The organism is Thalassobaculum sp. (assembly GCF_965223715.1).
GTDB lineage: Bacteria > Pseudomonadota > Alphaproteobacteria > Thalassobaculales > Thalassobaculaceae > Thalassobaculum.
Map to the genome: position 1 here is coordinate 1,535,114 of NZ_OZ245012.1, position 16,131 is coordinate 1,551,244.

General features: G+C 65.6%; 13 protein-coding genes and 3 tRNA genes. 3 read left to right on the top strand and 13 right to left on the bottom strand.

The features are described 5' to 3' along the window. From ACOQOP_RS07170 to ACOQOP_RS07180, 3 genes are all read right to left on the bottom strand, one after another. Nucleotides 1-540, bottom strand: coding sequence for a NuoB/complex I 20 kDa subunit family protein (locus ACOQOP_RS07170; protein ID WP_420565637.1), 540 nt, complete (start codon nt 538-540; stop codon nt 1-3). Beyond that, the gene (locus ACOQOP_RS07175; RefSeq protein ID WP_420565638.1) at nt 531-896 is read right to left on the bottom strand and encodes an NADH-quinone oxidoreductase subunit A; all 366 of its coding nucleotides are present in this window, start codon (nt 894-896) and stop codon (nt 531-533) included. The genes ACOQOP_RS07170 and ACOQOP_RS07175 overlap by 10 nt, the downstream gene beginning before the upstream one ends. 227 nt (nt 897-1,123) lie before the next feature. Next, nucleotides 1,124-1,200: transfer RNA gene (locus tag ACOQOP_RS07180), tRNA-Asp, on the bottom strand. Nucleotides 1,201-1,479: 279 nt separating this feature from the next. Here ACOQOP_RS07180 and ACOQOP_RS07185 point away from each other — a divergent pair. Together ACOQOP_RS07185 and ACOQOP_RS07190 are read left to right on the top strand one after the other, a co-directional pair. Continuing rightward, nucleotides 1,480-1,905 carry a hypothetical protein gene (locus ACOQOP_RS07185; RefSeq protein WP_420565639.1) on the top strand — a complete coding sequence of 142 codons (426 nt, stop codon included), beginning with the start codon at nt 1,480-1,482 and terminating at the stop codon, nt 1,903-1,905. Between the two features lie 16 nt (nt 1,906-1,921). Next, on the top strand, nt 1,922-2,653 hold the full coding sequence (locus ACOQOP_RS07190; RefSeq protein ID WP_420565640.1) for a DUF2161 family putative PD-(D/E)XK-type phosphodiesterase: 732 nt from the start codon (nt 1,922-1,924) through the stop codon (nt 2,651-2,653). Between the two features lie 26 nt (nt 2,654-2,679). Here the strand turns inward: ACOQOP_RS07190 and ACOQOP_RS07195 are convergent. The 9 genes from ACOQOP_RS07195 to ACOQOP_RS07235 form a co-directional block, all read right to left on the bottom strand. After that, nucleotides 2,680-2,755: transfer RNA gene (locus tag ACOQOP_RS07195), tRNA-Val, on the bottom strand. Nucleotides 2,756-2,908: 153 nt separating this feature from the next. Continuing rightward, nucleotides 2,909-3,181 (bottom strand): HU family DNA-binding protein, encoded by a 273-nt coding sequence (locus ACOQOP_RS07200; RefSeq protein WP_028794908.1) that lies wholly within the window; start codon nt 3,179-3,181, stop codon nt 2,909-2,911. 239 nt (nt 3,182-3,420) lie between these two features. Then, entirely contained in the window at nt 3,421-5,835 is a 2,415-nt protein-coding gene (lon, locus tag ACOQOP_RS07205) for an endopeptidase La (protein WP_420565641.1), read from the bottom strand. 129 nt (nt 5,836-5,964) lie between these two features. Beyond that, the gene (clpX, locus tag ACOQOP_RS07210) at nt 5,965-7,242 is read right to left on the bottom strand and encodes an ATP-dependent Clp protease ATP-binding subunit ClpX (RefSeq protein ID WP_420565642.1); all 1,278 of its coding nucleotides are present in this window, start codon (nt 7,240-7,242) and stop codon (nt 5,965-5,967) included. A 164-nt stretch (nt 7,243-7,406) separates the two neighbouring features. Further along, complete coding sequence (gene clpP / locus ACOQOP_RS07215) at nt 7,407-8,042, bottom strand: ATP-dependent Clp endopeptidase proteolytic subunit ClpP (protein WP_420565643.1); 636 nt, start codon at nt 8,040-8,042, stop codon at nt 7,407-7,409. 121 nt (nt 8,043-8,163) lie between these two features. Continuing rightward, nucleotides 8,164-9,738, bottom strand: a complete 1,575-nt coding sequence (gene tig, locus ACOQOP_RS07220) for a trigger factor (protein WP_420565644.1) — start codon at nt 9,736-9,738, stop codon at nt 8,164-8,166. Between the two features lie 85 nt (nt 9,739-9,823). Next, a tRNA-Leu gene (locus ACOQOP_RS07225) sits at nt 9,824-9,908 on the bottom strand. 118 nt (nt 9,909-10,026) lie between these two features. Then, on the bottom strand, nt 10,027-11,460 hold the full coding sequence (locus ACOQOP_RS07230) for a malonyl-CoA decarboxylase (RefSeq protein WP_420565645.1): 1,434 nt from the start codon (nt 11,458-11,460) through the stop codon (nt 10,027-10,029). Between the two features lie 81 nt (nt 11,461-11,541). After that, nucleotides 11,542-13,131, bottom strand: a complete 1,590-nt coding sequence (locus tag ACOQOP_RS07235) for a peptide chain release factor 3 (protein ID WP_420565646.1) — start codon at nt 13,129-13,131, stop codon at nt 11,542-11,544. Nucleotides 13,132-13,263: 132 nt separating this feature from the next. Between ACOQOP_RS07235 and ACOQOP_RS07240 the strand changes: the two genes are divergently transcribed. Further along, nucleotides 13,264-15,066 (top strand): adenylate/guanylate cyclase domain-containing protein, encoded by a 1,803-nt coding sequence (locus ACOQOP_RS07240; RefSeq protein WP_420565647.1) that lies wholly within the window; start codon nt 13,264-13,266, stop codon nt 15,064-15,066. A 4-nt stretch (nt 15,067-15,070) separates the two neighbouring features. Here the strand turns inward: ACOQOP_RS07240 and ACOQOP_RS07245 are convergent, their stop codons facing one another. After that, nucleotides 15,071-16,093 (bottom strand): Gfo/Idh/MocA family protein, encoded by a 1,023-nt coding sequence (locus tag ACOQOP_RS07245; RefSeq protein ID WP_420565648.1) that lies wholly within the window; start codon nt 16,091-16,093, stop codon nt 15,071-15,073. Between the last annotated feature and the right edge of the window lie 38 nt (nt 16,094-16,131).

The window sequence follows — 16,131 nt, forward strand, 5'->3', positions numbered from 1 at the left end:
TCAGCGGGCGATCGTCGCCGTGCGGCGGATTTTGCGCTGGAGCTGCATCACGCCGTACAGCAGCGCCTCGGCCGTCGGCGGGCAGCCGGGCACGTAGATGTCGACCGGCACGATCCGGTCGCAGCCGCGCACGACCGAATAGGAATAGTGGTAGTAGCCGCCGCCATTGGCGCAGGAGCCCATGGAAATGACCCAGCGCGGCTCGGCCATCTGGTCGTAGACCTTGCGCAGGGCCGGCGCCATCTTGTTGGTCAGCGTGCCGGCAACGATCATCACGTCGGACTGGCGCGGCGACGGCCGGAAGATGATCCCGAAGCGGTCCAGGTCATAGCGGCTGGCCGCGGTGTGCATCATCTCCACGGCACAACAGGCCAGGCCGAAGGTCATCGGCCACAGCGAGCCGGTGCGGGCCCAGTTGAACAGCTTGTCGGCCTGGGCGATGACGAACCCCTTCTCCTGAAGCTCGTCGCCGACGGCGGAAAGGACCGCGTCCTGGTCAGCACCCGCCGGCAGCGGACGGTCGGACTGCATCACTCCCATTCCAGGGCTCCCTTCTTCCATTCGTAGACGAAGCCGATGGTCAGCACCCCGAGAAACACCATCATCGACCAGAACCCGAACAGCCCGATGTCGCCGAGCGACACCGCCCAGGGGAACAGGAAGGCCACTTCGAGGTCGAAGATGATGAACAGGATGGCGACCAGATAGAACCGCACGTCGAACTGCCGGCGCGAGTCGTCGAAGGCCTCGAATCCGCATTCATAGGCGGATAGCTTCTCGGAATCGGGCCGCTGGTGACCGACGACGAAGGAGGCCGCCACGATGACGGCCGACATTCCGATCGCGATCGCCAGGAACACCAGGATAGGCAGGTATTCGGTCAGCATGGCGTTCATGGGGAAGTCCCCTTTTATCTATACGGCTTTAGTGCCGTTTTACCGCGATCCGAAACCGGGTTCGGTCGCGCACCGCACAATGCGGCGGACTATAGTGCGGTGCAACCCGTTTCGGAAGGCCGTAGGTCGATTTCGGGGCGCGGCTTAAGCGCGCGGAACGGCCGTTCGCGCATGGCGACAGGTCCCCCGGGAGGGGAACCATCCGACGTCATCGCAATGTCGAAGAGTGGCGGGAGTGACGGGACTCGAACCCGCGGCCTCTGGCGTGACAGGCCAGCGCTCTAACCAACTGAGCTACACCCCCTCCGGGAGACGTCGGGGCGGTTCGAAGTGTTTGCCGCCCGGCGTCGAGGCGCGTGGTGTACTCGCTACCCCGGGGGCTGTCAACAACCCTCGCCGCGCTTTTTATCCGATTTTATGACCGGACGATGTCGGGCGCGCGAACGGCCCAGGTTTCCCGCCGTTTCGACCGAGCGACCGTCGTGACCGGCGCGCTCCGGGCGCCCCCTCGGGGCCGGTCCCCCTCGCCGGCAAAAACCGCTAAACTGTTACGGCAGCGTGAAGACGCCCTGGGAGGGCCGACTTGGACCAGATGACCGCCGGCGACTACGAACGCCTTCTGAAGCTGATCAACATGCTGGGCAGCGACAGCGACGGCGAGGTGCTGAACGCCACCACGGCGATCAACCGGCTGCTGAATGCCCACGGGCTCGCCTGGAGCGACATCCTGCTGCCGCGCAAGCTCCTGCCGGTACGGGCCAATGCGCCCGAAGCCGCCGACGCGGCGGCCGCCGTCGATCCGGAGACCGCCGGGCCGCCGCCCCTGGGCCAGGCGACCCCGCAGCAGATGTACGACCTGCTGATGGCCAGCGGGAACGTCTCGGTCGACGCCAAGCGCGACATCCGCCGTCTGGCCGATGCCATCAAGGAGGGACGCCTGACCCCGGCGGCCCGGGGTGAGCTCCAGACGATGTACAATTACGCCGTCCTGCGCCGCACCAGAATCTGAACCGGACGGGCGCGCGGTGAAGGAATCGGATCTCTATCTCCCGGTGAAGCGCTTCCTGGAGGCGCGCGGCTACGAGGTGAAGGCCGAGGTGAAGGGCTGCGACGTGGTCGCCCGCCTGCCCGATCCCGCCTCCCCGCCCCTGGTGGTCGAGCTGAAGACCGCCTTCTCCCTCGACCTGGTGCTGCAGGGAATCAGTCGCCAGCGGCTCAGCGACGACGTCTACCTGGCCGTGCCGGTCCCCGACACCGCTGCCAAGCGCCGGAACTGGCGCGGCCGCCGGCGGGCGCTGCTCCGGCTGTGCCGCCGGCTGGAGCTCGGCCTGATGCTGGTGGATGCCGCCGCCAGGCCTGACCGCGCGGTCGAGATCGTGGTCGATCCAGGCCCCTACAAGCCACGGCGCGACCGCAAGGCCCATCACCGGCTGGCCACGGAGTTCGCCAAACGGGTCGGCGACCCGAATCTGGGTGGGGCGACCCGGCGGACGATCGTGACCGCCTATCGCCAGGATGCGATTCGCTGTGCGGAGGCGCTGGCTTCGGGGCCGCTGGCGGTGAAGGTGATTCGCGCCGACGCCCAGGTTGAGCGGGCGGCCGCGATCCTGCAGAAGAATCACTACGGCTGGTTCGAGCGCGTCTCCCGCGGCACCTATCGGCTCACCGAGCTCGGCCAGGCGGGTCTGCGCGCCCATCGCGCGCAGCTCGAACAGCTCGAGGCCGCACAGAACGCCACCGAAGACGCCGCAGCCTGATCCAGGTTCGATCTGTCCGGAAGGGATGGTGGGCGGTGACGGGTTCGAACCGCCGACCTAGCGGGTGTAAACCGCTCGCTCTCCCAGCTGAGCTAACCGCCCTCAAGAGCACGATCGGGTCAGAGCGATCTGAGCCGTGACTCGTCCTCTAACTTAGCGAGACTTCCCCGACTTTGGCACAGCTTGGGTCCGAGCCGGAAAAGAAAACGCCAGCCTTCGGGCGAAGGCTGGCGCTTAGAACTCCAGGAAACCGTCTTAGTTGACGGCGTCCTTCAGGCCCTTGCCCGGCTTGAACTTGGGCAGCTTGGACGCCGGGATGCTGATCTTCTCACCGGTGCGGGGATTGCGGCCCTCGCTGGCGGCACGGGCCGCCACGGAGAAAGTACCAAAACCGACAAGACGGACATCCCCGCCGGACTTCAGAACGCCAGTGATGGAGTCGAACACTGCGTCAACAGCCTTGGCCGCGTCGGACTTGGAGAGATCGGCCGCCTCGGCGACCTGAGCAATGAGATCATTCTTGTTCACTTTAGGAGCCCCCCAATGTGGCTGGGTAAATCATAAATGGCGTCGTCTGGGCAACGCTAGCGGCCCAGACTCTATGCCGCTCATTCTGCGTCCGTCAACGTTCGTGAGGACCAGAATTCAAGGTTTTCTGCGGTTTTCGAGCTTGACTTCAAAGCAAGATCACCACTTCACCCCCTGAATGCAACCGGCCGCTGCACTGGGTGAGCGGCCGGGGAAGCATATAGGGAAGCGGAGGGATGTCAGTGTGTTACCACACCTTCGACACCTTCGGGCTTCGCCGGCTTGGACAGGCTTTCGATGTCCGCCTTGTCCGGATCCAGGGTCGCCGGATCGATCGGCACCGGCTGCGAGGTCAGGGCGTGCCCGAGCACCTCATCAACCGTGGAAACAGGGATTATCTTCATGCCCTGCTTCACATTATCGGGAATCTCGGCGAGATCCTTCTCGTTCTCGCGGGGAATCAGGACGGTCTTCAGGCCCCCGCGCAGGGCGGCCAGAAGCTTCTCCTTCAACCCGCCGATCGGCAGCACCCGGCCGCGCAGCGTGATCTCGCCGGTCATCGCCACGTCCCGGCGCACCGGAATCCCGGTCAGCACCGACACGATGGAGGTGACCATGGCCACACCCGCCGACGGACCGTCCTTCGGGGTCGCCCCTTCCGGCACGTGCACGTGGATATCGCGGGATTCGATGACCTTGGGTTGGATGCCGAAGGTCAGCGAGCGCGACTTCACGAACGACTCGGCCGCCTGAACCGATTCCTTCATCACGTCGCCGAGCTTGCCCGTCGAGGTGACCTTCCCCTTGCCGGGCAGGGTCAGGGCCTCGATCGACAGCAGCTCGCCGCCGACCTCGGTCCAGGCGAGACCGGTGGTGACGCCCACCATGTCGGTCTCTTCCACCTCGCCGTAGCGGTAGCGGCGCACACCCGCGTACTTGTCCAAGTTCTTCGGCGTGACGGCGACCTTCTTCTTGCCGTTCTGCACGATCTCCTTGACCGCCTTGCGGGCCAGATTGGCCAGCTCGCGCTCCAGGTTCCGCACGCCCGCCTCGCGGGTGTAGTAACGGATCAGGTCGTACAGGGCGTCGTCGGAGATCGTCCACTCACCCTTGCGCAGGCCGTGATCGGCGATCTGCTTGTCGATCAGGTGACGCCGGGCGATCTGGACCTTCTCGTCCTCGGTGTAACCCGAGAGCCGGATGATCTCCATGCGGTCGAGCAGCGGCTGCGGCATGCGCAGCGTGTTCGCCGTGGTCACGAACATCACGTCCGACAGGTCGTAATCGACCTCCAGATAGTGGTCCTGGAAGCTGTTGTTCTGCTCCGGATCGAGCACCTCGAGCAGGGCCGAGGACGGATCGCCCCGGTAGTCCTGGCCGAGCTTGTCAATCTCGTCGAGCAGGAACAGCGGGTTCGAGGTCTTGGCCTTCTTCATGCCCTGGATGACCTTGCCCGGCAGCGCGCCTATGTAGGTGCGCCGGTGCCCGCGGATCTCCGCCTCGTCCCGCACGCCGCCGAGCGACATGCGCACGAAATTGCGGCCGGTCGCCTTGGCGATCGACTTGCCGAGCGAGGTCTTGCCGACACCCGGCGGGCCGACGAGGCACAGGATCGGGCCCTTCATCTTTCCGACCCGGGCCTGGACCGCGAGATACTCCAGGATCCGTTCCTTGACCTTCTCCAGACCGTAATGATCGGCGTCGAGCACGACCTCGGCGTGGGAGATGTCCTTCTTCACCTTGGAACGCTTCTTCCAGGGAATGTTGACCAGCCAGTCGAGGTAGTTGCGCACCACCGTCGCCTCGGCGGACATCGGGCTCATGTTGCGGAGCTTCTTGAACTCCTGCATCGCCTTGTCCTTGGCCTCCTTGGAGAGCTTGGTCTTCTGGATCTGCTCTTCCAGTTCGGCCAGGTCGTCGCGGCCGTCGTCGGTCTCGCCCAGCTCCTTCTGAATGGCCTTCATCTGCTCATTCAGATAGTACTCGCGCTGGGTCTTCTCCATCTGCCGCTTCACGCGGGTGCGGATGCGCTTCTCCACCTGGAGCACGCCAATCTCGCCTTCCATGAAGCCGTAGACCCGCTCCAGCCGATCCATCACACCGGCGCTTTCCAGCAGTTCCTGCTTGTCGGAAATCTTCAGCGCCAGATGCGACGCGACGGTGTCGGCGAGCTTCGCCGGCTCCTCGATCTGATTAACCGAAACAAGCACTTCCGGCGGAATCTTCTTGTTCAGCTTGATGTACTGCTCGAACTGACCCACCACGGCGCGGGACAGGGCTTCGACTTCCTGTTCGTCGCCCTCGTCCTCCTCGATGACCTCCGCCTCGGCCTCGAAGAAGGCGACGGTGGAGGTGTAGCGGTGGATCTTCGCCCGCTGGCCGCCCTCGACCAGCACCTTCACGGTGCCGTCGGGAAGCTTCAGGAGCTGCAGCACGGTTCCTATTGTGCCGATGTCGTAGATGTCACCCGGTGCCGGATCGTCGTCAGCGGCATTGCGCTGCGTCACGAGCAGGATCTTCTTGTCGTCCTGCATCACGTCCTCGAGTGCGCGCACCGACTTATCGCGCCCTACGAAGAGCGGCACGATCATGTGCGGGAACACTACGATGTCCCGGAGCGGGAGGACGGGGTAGACCTCGTTTCCTGCGGTCACGTCAATTGGCCTCGATATAAGCGCCTCCCCCGTGACGAAAGCGTATTGGCGTCACACAGGGCGGGGGATGAACCCTGCGCACGAGCACATTAGGTGGCGCGCGGACCCCCGAGGATCAAGGCTTCTCGGTCACGCGCCGGCGTTCGCGTCCTCTCGACGTTCGCCATGGACGAAGATCGGCTTGGCGCCGGAGGTCACGACATCACCGTTTATGATGATCTCCTCGACGTCATCGGCACTCGGCAGATCGAACATCGGGTCGAGCAGGATGGCCTCCAGGATCGACCGCAGGCCGCGGGCGCCAGTCTTTCGCTCGATCGCCTTCTGAGCGATGGCCGACAGGGCGTCCTCCCGGAACTCCAGCTTCACGTCCTCCATCTCGAAGAGACGCTGGTACTGCTTGACCAGGGCGTTCTTCGGCTTGGTGAGGATCTCGATCAGCGCCTCTTCGTCCAGGTCCTCCAGCGTCGCCAGGACCGGCAGGCGGCCGACGAATTCGGGGATCAGGCCGAACTTCAGCAGGTCCTCCGGCTCGACCTCGCGCAGGATCTCGCCCGTGCGGCGGTCGTCCGGCGCCCGGACGTCGGCGCCGAAACCGATCGACGAGCCCTTGGAGCGGTTGGAGATGATCTTCTCCAGGCCGGCGAAGGCCCCGCCGCAGATGAACAGGATGTTGGTCGTGTCCACCTGCAGGAATTCCTGCTGCGGATGCTTGCGCCCACCCTGGGGCGGCACGCTGGCGACCGTGCCTTCCATTATCTTGAGCAGCGCCTGCTGGACGCCCTCGCCCGACACGTCGCGGGTGATGGACGGGTTGTCCGACTTGCGGCTGATCTTGTCGACCTCGTCGATATAGACGATGCCGCGCTGTGCCCGCTCCACGTTGTAGTCCGCGGCCTGCAGCAGCTTGAGGATGATGTTCTCCACATCCTCGCCGACATAGCCGGCCTCGGTCAGGGTGGTGGCGTCGGCCATGGTGAACGGCACGTCGATGATCCGCGCCAGGGTCTGGGCCAGCAGCGTCTTGCCGCAACCGGTCGGCCCGATCAGCAGGATGTTCGACTTCGCCAGTTCGACGTCGTTGTTCTTCTGGCCATGGGCCAGGCGCTTGTAGTGGTTATGCACCGCCACCGACAGGATGCGCTTCGCGGTGAACTGACCGATGACGTAATCGTCCAGCACCTGGCAGATGTCCTGGGGCGTGGGCACGCCGTCGCGCGACTTCACCAGCGTGGTTTTGTGTTCCTCGCGGATGATGTCCATGCACAGCTCGACACACTCGTCGCAGATGAACACCGTCGGGCCCGCGATAAGCTTGCGGACCTCGTGCTGACTCTTTCCGCAGAAGGAGCAGTAGAGGGTGTTCTTGGACTCGCTGGAGCCGCTGCCGCTACCAGATTTGCTCATGGTTCTCGGCCCTGTTTACCTGTTCCATCGGTTCTATGTTAGCCACCCGGCCCGCATAGTCACAATGCGAAATATCCCACGTAGCTGGTAAAAAACCCTTTACCAGCGGCATACCGCGAGAAACCGGAATCAGCTGTGCGTATCGGAAGGACAAGCGAACCCTATCAGGCCGCGCCGTCTTCCGCGGGACTCGCGCGCTTCTCGATCACCTCGTCGATGATGCCGAACGCCTTCGCGGTCTCTGGGGTCATGAAGTTGTCGCGCTCCATGGCCTTCTCTATCTCGTCGAGCTTCTGACCCGTGTGCTTCACGTAGATCTCGTTGAGACGCGCGCGCACCGCCAGGATCTCGCGGGCATGAATCTCGATGTCCGTCGCCTGGCCCTGGAAGCCGCCGGAGGGCTGGTGGACCATGATCCGGGCGTTCGGCAGCGCGTAGCGCTTGCCCTCGGCACCGGCGGTCAGCAGCAGCGAGCCCATGGAGGCCGCCTGGCCGATGCAGACCGTGGAGACGTCCGGACGGATATATTCCATGGTGTCGTACATCGCGAGACCGGAGGTCACCACGCCGCCCGGCGAGTTGATGTACATGGAGATGTCCTTGGTCGGGTTCTCCGCTTCCAGGAACAGAAGCTGGGCGCAGACAACGCTGGCGACCGCATCGTTCACCGGGCCCATCACGAAGATGATCCGCTCCTTGAGCAGGCGCGAGTAGATGTCGTACGCGCGCTCGCCGCGGTTGGTCTGTTCGACCACCATCGGCACCAGGGAGTTCATGTAGATTTCGGCCGGGTTGGCCATCGTGCCTCTTCCTTCGTCCGGTTGGTCGCGGGCCGTTGCCCGACCCCTTTGATCTCAGTCCCCGTTAATATGGGTCGTCGGAAGCGCCGGCACCAGTCCGTCGGTTGCCGGCGCCTTTCGGTCAGGCGTCGCTGTCCGCCTCGGCGTCGGACTCGTCGGCCTTCTTCTTCGACTTCGAGGCCGTCTTGGCCTTGGAGGACGCGGCCTTCGGCTTGGCGGCGGCCTTCTTCTTGGCCGGCTTCTTCTCGGCGTCGTCCGCCTTGGCCTCGCCCTCGTCCTCGGCGTCCGGATCGCGGAACAGCTCCTCGGCGGTCACGGTCTTGTCGGTGACCTTGGCCATCTCAACCACGAAGTCGACGACCTTGTCCTCGAACAGCGGCGCGCGGACCTGGGCCAGGGCCTGCGGGTTCTTCTGGTAGTAGTCGAAGACGAACCGCTCCTGACCCGGGAATCGGGCAGCCTGCTCCTGGATCGCGCGGGAAACCTCCTCGTCGGTCACCTGAATGTTGTTCTGGCGGCCGACCTCGGAAAGCAGCAGGCCCAGGCGCACGCGGCGCTCGGCAATGCTGCGGTACTCGGCGCGGTCTTCCTCGCTGAGCTTCTTCTCGTCGGCATCGTGACCGGCATCGTGGTCATGGGCGTGATCGTGGTCATGATCATGCGCGTGGTCGTGATCATGGTCATGGTCGTGATCATGATCGTGGTCGTGATCATGACCCTGCTCGCCGCCGGAATGGTGGACGACCTGGTGCACGATGCCCTTGTACTCCTCCTCCACCATCTTCGGCGGAACCTCGAAGGAGTGCTTCTCGGCCAGGATATCGAGCAGCTGCCGCTTCATGCGGGTGCGGGTGGCGGTCAGGTACTCGCCCTTCATCTGCTCGCCAATCGCCTCCTTCAGGGCGTCCAGCGAGTCCAGGCCGAAGCGCTGGGCGAAGGCGTCGTCGATCTCGACCGGCTTCGGCTCGCGGATTTCCTTCACGGTGACGTCGAACACCGCTTCCTTACCGGCCAGATGGGAGGCCTGGTAATCCTCCGGGAAGCTGACGGTGACCGCCTTCTCCTCGCCGGCGCTCACGCCGACCAGCTGCTCCTCGAAGCCCGGGATGAAGGTGTTGGAGCCGAGCTCCAGATGGTGGTCCTGGGCGGCACCGCCGTCGAAGGGCTCGCCGTCGATCTTGCCGACGAAGTCGATGACGACCACGTCGCCGGAGGCGGCCGGACGGGCGGTCTCGATCGGCGCCGACTCCTTCTGGCCCTCGGCCATGCGGCTCAGGGCGTCGTTGATGTCCTCGTCGCTCGGCTCGGCGGTGACCCGCTCCAGCTCCAGCGTGGAGAAATCGACGGTCTCGATCTCCGGCATCAGCTCGACCGAGAGCTTGTACTCCAGGTCCTTGCCCTTCTCGTAGGAGGTGATCTCCACGTTCGGCTGGGAGGCCGGGCGCAGGTCACGCTCGTCCAGGGCGCGCTGGGAGCTCTCGTTGACCGACTTCTCGATCACCTCACCCAGAAGCGCGTCGCCGTAGCGCTGACGCAGCAGCGCCGGCGGCACCTTGCCGGGGCGGAAGCCGGGCATATTCACCTGCGGCGCGAGCTCGACCAGCCGGCCGTTCAGCTCAGCGTCCAGGTCCGCTGCCGGAATGATGATGGTGAATTCGCGCGTCAGTCCCTCGTTGAGGGTTTCGTTCACTTGCATAAGGAAAAATCCCGCTCGAACAGGGCCATTTTCGTGGCGTGGGCCAGTGTGTCTCTTCCCCGGCGGGGCACGTGTCCTGGCCGCATGGTGCGGGTGGAGGGACTTGAACCCCCATGGCTTGCGCCACTGGAACCTAAATCCAGCGTGTCTACCAATTCCACCACACCCGCGCCGGGCAAACGCGCCCACATTGGGGACGCGCACTGCTATATGACGGCGGGGTCGGCGTCAACCGTGCCAGGGGAGCGTCACTGCCTCACAGCCGCGCGCAGCCGGGCATCGCGGCCCTTAGCCCTTGGCCAGGCTGCGGATCTGCGAGGACTGGGCGATGCGCCCGTCATCGGTATAGGCCTCGTGGTTGTCGTCGATCTCGGCCAACCGGTAGAGGTAGTTGATCATCATGCCGCAGGACTGGCGGAAGCCGTTGGCCGAGCGGTCGCCCAGCCAGTTCAGCCGCTCCATCCGCGCGCCGTTCGACAGGTGGAAATGCGCGACCGGATCGCCCGCACCGGTGCCGCCGCGCCGCTTCTCGGTGGTCAGGTAGCGCGCGGCCCCGCGCATGACCGGGCCCTTCAGCGCTTCCGACAGATCCTCGTCGTCCCACCAGCCGTCGACTCCGAGGCCGGCCTTGATCAGGTCGACATCGGCCACGTCCTTGCCCGGCTCCAGTGCCTGGACCAGGGCCTTGCGCTCCGACGCGGTGAGGGAAAGCCCCTCACCCGCCTCCAGCTTGCCATTGAGCCACCGGCGATAGCCGGGGATCGGAGACAAGGTGGCGAAGGTCTTCAGATTCGGCATCTCGTTCTTCAGCACGTCCACCACGCGCTTGATCAGGAAGTTGCCGAAGCTGATGCCGGCCAGGCCGCGCTGGGCGTTGGAGATCGAATAGAAGATCGCCGCGTCCGCGTTCCGGGGATCGCTGGCCGGGGCATCCTCGTCCAGCAGGGTCTGCACGTTGTCGGACATGCCGCTCACCAGCGCGACCTCGACGAAGATCAGGGGTTCGTCCGGCATGTTCGGGTGGAAGAAGGCAAAGCAGCGGCGGTCGCTGTCCAGCCGGTTCTTCAGGTCCTCCCAGGAGCGGATGGCGTGCACCGCCTCATAGGCGATGAGCTTCTCCAGCAGGGCGGCCGGCGCGCTCCAGGTGATGCGCTTCATCTCCAGCAGCCCGACATCGAACCAGGCGCCCAGCAGCTCCTTCAGATCGGCGTCGAGATCGGCCAGTTCCGGGGTTTCCCGGGCGAAGGGAATCAGTTCCGCCCGCAGGTCGACCAGGAACTTCACGCCTTCCGGCAGGGCGGTGAAGCGGCGCAGCAGGGTGCGCCAGCGCGGGATCAGGGCGTTACGCAGCGCGCGCTCGGCCCGGCGGCGTCCCTCCTCATCCTTCGCCTCGCCCAGCTTGGCGATGGCGGTATCGACCGCCTTGTGGTCGGTGCCGAATTCGGTGGCCAGGAGCGACAGGAAGCGGTGCCGGCCGGTCTGGTTCAGGGACAGGTAGGAGCGGCCCAGATCGGCCGCCCGCACCCGCGCTGTGACCTCGCCGCCCTTGTCGGACAGGCAGTCGGACATCTGGCCCCGGATCTTCTCCAGGTCGTCGGTCGGCAGGTCCGGGCGCGGCGCGCCGGTCCAGTAGTGCCGGGTCGAGACCGAGATATCCTCCCACGCACCGCGGAGGTTACGCAGGGTCCGGTCGAGAAAACTTTCAACGGTCGCGTCGCTCATGGCCGCAGCATGCCTCCAACCCCTAGTCCGGACAACTCACATAACCCGCCGCACTATGCGATTTTATGACGCTTGTGTTCGTCAGGTCGCAGGCTCCTTGGTGGCCAGCAGCCGCAGTTTCGGCCAGGTCTCCGCGGTGTGGTTCAGATGCCAGCCGTTGCGGGCCAGGAAGACCGGATCGCCGTCGTGATCCTCGGCCAGATCGCCGCCATGGGCGTCGGTGAACTTCTTCAGCTCCGCCGGATCGTCGGCCGCCAGCCATCGAGCCGTGTACAGGCCCGCGGACTCGAAGGTCACCGGCACGTCGTATTCGGTGCGGATGCGGTCGGCCAGCACCTCGAACTGCAGGGCGCCGACGACACCGACGATCCACTGGCTGCCCAGGCGGGTCTTGAAGGCTTTGGCCGCACCTTCCTCAGCCAATTGTTCAACCGCGCGTGACAAGTGTTTCATTTTCATGGGGTCTGTCGGTCGCACGCGCTGCAGAAGTTCCGGCGCGAAGCTGGGGATGCCCTTGACGTGCAGGTCCTCGCCCTCGGTCAGGGTGTCGCCGATCCGCAGGTTGCCATGGTTGGGAATGCCGATGATGTCGCCCGGCCACGCCTCCTCCGCCACCTCGCGGTCGCGGGCGAGGAACAGCACCGGATTGTGCATGGTCATCATCTTGCCCGAGCGCACATGCTTCAGCTTCATGCCGCGCTTGAAATGGCCGGAACTGAGCCGCACGAAGGCGATGCGGTCCCGGTGCTTGGGATCCATGTTCGCCTGGATCTTGAAGACGAAGGCCGAGACCTTGTCCTCATCCGGGGTGATGGGCCGTTCGACCGCCGGCTGTGCGCGCGGCGACGGCGCGTATTCCGCCACGCCTTCCAGCAGCTCGCGCACACCGAAATTGTTCAGCGCACTGCCGAAATAGACCGGGGTCATCGTGCCGTCGCGGAACGCCTGCAGGTCGAATTCCGGGCACAGGCCGCGGGCCATCTCGACCTGCTCGCGCAACTCGGTCACCAGATCGGCCGGCAGCAGTTGATCCAGCTTCGGGTCGTCCAGCCCGTTGCACTGGATCCCTTCGGCCGGGCGGTCGTTGTTGCCGCGCTCCACCAGGATCAGCCGGTCGTTGATCAGGTCGTAGCAGCCCTTGAAGCGCTGGCCCATGCCGATCGGCCAGCTCGCCGGAGTCACGTCGAGGGCAAGCGTCTGCTCCACCTCGTCCAGCAACTCGAACGGGTCCCGGCCCTCGCGGTCCAGCTTGTTGACGAAGGTGACGATCGGCACATCGCGCAGGCGGCAGACCTCGAACAGCTTGCGGGTCTGGGTCTCGATGCCCTTGGCGGCGTCGATCACCATGACAGCGCTGTCGACAGCGGTCAGCGTCCGGTAGGTGTCCTCCGAGAAGTCCTCGTGGCCCGGCGTGTCCAGCAGATTGAAGGTCCGGCCAAGATACTCGTAGGTCATGACCGAGGAAGCGACGGAGATGCCGCGCTCCTGCTCGACCTTCATCCAGTCCGAGCGCGCGCGCCGACGCTCGCCGCGCGCCTTGACCGCGCCGGCCATCTGGATCGCTCCTCCGAACAGCAGCAGCTTTTCGGTCAGCGTCGTCTTGCCGGCGTCCGGGTGCGAAATGATCGCAAACGTGCGGCGCCGGTCCACTTCCTCGGCCAGGCTGGGCATGGACATTTCCGCTCGGTGTAGAGACCGCCGCTAGATAAACCCCGGGCGGGTTATCATCAAGTAAAGCATCGGCGTCGAACCCGGTGGTGTAATGCTGGACGCCGCCTCGCCATGCGCTTATGCAGCTAGGCGATGTTCACGCGAAAGAAGCCCATCCTGCGTCCGCGCAGTGTCCCGATCGCCTGGCTGCTGCTCGGCGGGGTCGGCACGTTGGTGACCCTGTCCCTGGTGATCGTTCTGGCCACCGGCTTCATTGCCGCCGGCCGCAACACGGTCGAACTTCTGCGGGCTCAGGTGTCGGAAACCATGGCGGCGGTCATCGACCGCACCGAGGCGCATCTGAACGTGGCCGACGTGCACGCCCGCACCGTGGCCGAGCTGTTGCGCGAAGAATCGTTCGACTTCCGCGCCGCCGATATCGAGCGGATCCGCCTGACCATGGCGGCCCTGCCGCAGATCCGGGGCATGGCCATCGTTCTCGCCGACGGGCGCTCGATCCGGGTCGGCCGCGACGGCCTGATCGTGCGCGGCAACTGGGCGGATATCGGCGTTTCCCGGGACGGGTTCGACGCCGTCACCCGGACCGACATGGTCACCTGGAGCGACCCGTTCTGGGCCGTCGACATCGGCCACTCGATCGTCGTGGCCAGCTATCCGATCCGCAGCGCCGGAGAGACCCTCGGTTTCGTGTCGAGCGTGATCACCGTGGATGACCTGTCGCGTTTCCTGACCCAGCTCTCCACGCCGTCGGTCCGCGCCTTCCTGCTCGATTCCACCAACCGTATCGTCGCGCATAGCGATCCGGCGATCACCAAGCGCCACGAGCGTGCCAGCGCGCCGCCACCGGGGGAGAAGATTGGTGACCCGATCCTGGACGCCTATGTTGCAGGGGACGTCCTGGAAACGACCCTGCTACGCGGGCTTGAGGGGTTGAAGGCGTCGATCGTCCAGTTGGGCGAGCACGATTTCGCCGTCGTCACCTCTCCGCTGTCCTCGGTCGCTCCGCTGACCTGGACGGTCGGGGTCGTGGCGAGCACGGAAGGTTCCGACATCCTGTTCACGCGGCTCTACGCGATCCTGATCGCCGGCGGCGCGGTCCTGGCCCTGACCCTGTTCCTGCTCTGGCGAGTGGCCCAGTCGATCCGCCATCCGGTCACCGCCCTGGCGCTCGCCTCGGACAGCATCCGTCGGCTGGATTTTGATTCCATCCCCGAGGCGCCGGAGACCACAGTCGCCGAGCTGCGCCAGGCAACCGCCGCGTTCAACAGCATGGTGGGCGCGCTGCGCTGGTTCGAGATCTATGTGCCGCGCCGCCTGGTGAAACGGCTGATGGATTCCCCGCAGGTCGAGGGCTACCGGACCAGAAGCCGGGAGGTGACCATCATGTTCACCGACATCTCCGGCTTCACCTCACTGTCGGAGAACAAGGAGGCGGGCGAGATCTCGGAGATGCTCAACGCGCATTTCTCGCTGATCGCCCGCTGCGTGGAGGCCGAGGACGGCACCATCGACAAGTATATCGGCGACAGCGTCATGGCGTTCTGGGGCGCGCCCAGCCGGCAGGAGGACCATGCCGCCCGCGCCATCCGGGCCACTCAGGCGATCGCCAAAGCCATTCATGCGGAGAACGAGGTCCGCGCGGTCGCCGGCGAGCCGCCGGTGCGGATCCGCATCGGGCTGCATTCCGGCACGGTGGTGGTCGGCAATATCGGCGCGCCCGGACGGGTGAACTACACGCTGGTGGGCGAGCCGGTGAACGTCGCCAACCGGATCGAGCAGCTCGGCAAGGAGGTCGATCCGACGGCCGAGATCGTTGCCCTGGCCAGCGCGGTGACGGTGGAGGATGCCGGCGAGACACCGGCCGGCGCGCAGAACCTGGGCGACCGCAGCCTGCGCGGCCTGTCCCATCCGATCGAGATCTGGCGTCTGACCTGACCCGTCAGACGTCCAGCCGACGGCCTTCCTCGCTGGAGCGGTAGGCGGCGTCGACCAGTTCCATGTTGCGCAGATAGGTCCTCCCCTCGTTCTGCGCCGGTTCGCCCACGCGCCACGCCTCCATGATATGGGCATTGGTGGCGAAGACGCTGTCGCCGCCGAAGCCCCGGTTCTCCCAGGTGTAGGCATGCTCGGCCTCGGCCCCGCCATGGGGCTTCCAGTACAGCCGTCCGGAGCCGTCGAGCCGGAGCACGCCACCCTCCCCCTCCAGCCACATCTCGCCCATCGTCAGCCTGGTGTTTTCGGCGACGTGGTCGTTCAGCCGGTTGCCGTCCACCAGCCCGGTACCGCCCTCTGCGAAGCCCAGCACGATGTAGCCGGCATCCTCGCCGGCGATGACGGGATTGATCCGCCGCAGGTCGGCATAGAGCGACGTGACCTCGCCCATCAGCATCCGGAACGTGTCGATCAGGTGCACCGCCGTCTCGTGCACCAGGAAGCGGGGCATCTGCTGGAAATACGGCTGGCGGTCGAGATAGGCGCGCGGCCCCTGCCCGTCCCCCGGGCGCATGCGGAAGGCGACGGAATGCAGCCGCCCTACCCGGCCGCTGTCTAGCACCCGCCGTGCTTCGCGGAACCAGGGCTGGAAGCGGAAATTCTCATGCACCGCCAGCCGGATCCCGGCCGTCTCGGCGTCATCCACCAGCCGCCGGGCGGCCTCCAGGTCGGGGGCGAGCGGCTTCTGACAGATCACGTCGATCCCGCGCGCGGCACACAGCGCCACCAGGGGCGCATGGGTGGCCGGCGGGGTGACGATATCGACTAGGCTCGGCCCGGCCGCGTCCAGCATCCGGGCGGCGTCCTCGAAGACGCTGGCGCCGGGGTGGTGGGTGGCGCACACGGCCTCGGCCTTGTCGCGCTCCCGGTCGCAGACCGCGACCACCTCAGCCCCGGGCATGCGGGTCCAAGCCTCGTGGTGAAACGCCGCGAAATAGCCGCAGCCGACGATCGCGATCCGGTCCGTCATGCGCCTCCCCCTCTTCTCGTTGCGGGTCAGGCTGGTCC

What these genes read in the sequence shown, in the direction of transcription:
- tig (WP_420565644.1), bottom strand. Translation starts at nt 9,738, where the DNA reads ATGCAAGTGAACGAAACCCTCAACGAGGGACTGACGCGCGAATTCACC.
- ACOQOP_RS07175 (WP_420565638.1), bottom strand. Translation starts at nt 896, where the DNA reads ATGAACGCCATGCTGACCGAATACCTGCCTATCCTGGTGTTCCTGGCG.
- ACOQOP_RS07245 (WP_420565648.1), bottom strand. Translation starts at nt 16,093, where the DNA reads ATGACGGACCGGATCGCGATCGTCGGCTGCGGCTATTTCGCGGCGTTT.
- ACOQOP_RS07235 (WP_420565646.1), bottom strand. Translation starts at nt 13,131, where the DNA reads ATGCCCAGCCTGGCCGAGGAAGTGGACCGGCGCCGCACGTTTGCGATC.
- ACOQOP_RS07240 (WP_420565647.1), top strand. Translation starts at nt 13,264, where the DNA reads ATGTTCACGCGAAAGAAGCCCATCCTGCGTCCGCGCAGTGTCCCGATC.
- ACOQOP_RS07170 (WP_420565637.1), bottom strand. Translation starts at nt 540, where the DNA reads ATGGGAGTGATGCAGTCCGACCGTCCGCTGCCGGCGGGTGCTGACCAG.
- ACOQOP_RS07230 (WP_420565645.1), bottom strand. Translation starts at nt 11,460, where the DNA reads ATGAGCGACGCGACCGTTGAAAGTTTTCTCGACCGGACCCTGCGTAAC.
- clpX (WP_420565642.1), bottom strand. Translation starts at nt 7,242, where the DNA reads ATGAGCAAATCTGGTAGCGGCAGCGGCTCCAGCGAGTCCAAGAACACC.
- clpP (WP_420565643.1), bottom strand. Translation starts at nt 8,042, where the DNA reads ATGGCCAACCCGGCCGAAATCTACATGAACTCCCTGGTGCCGATGGTG.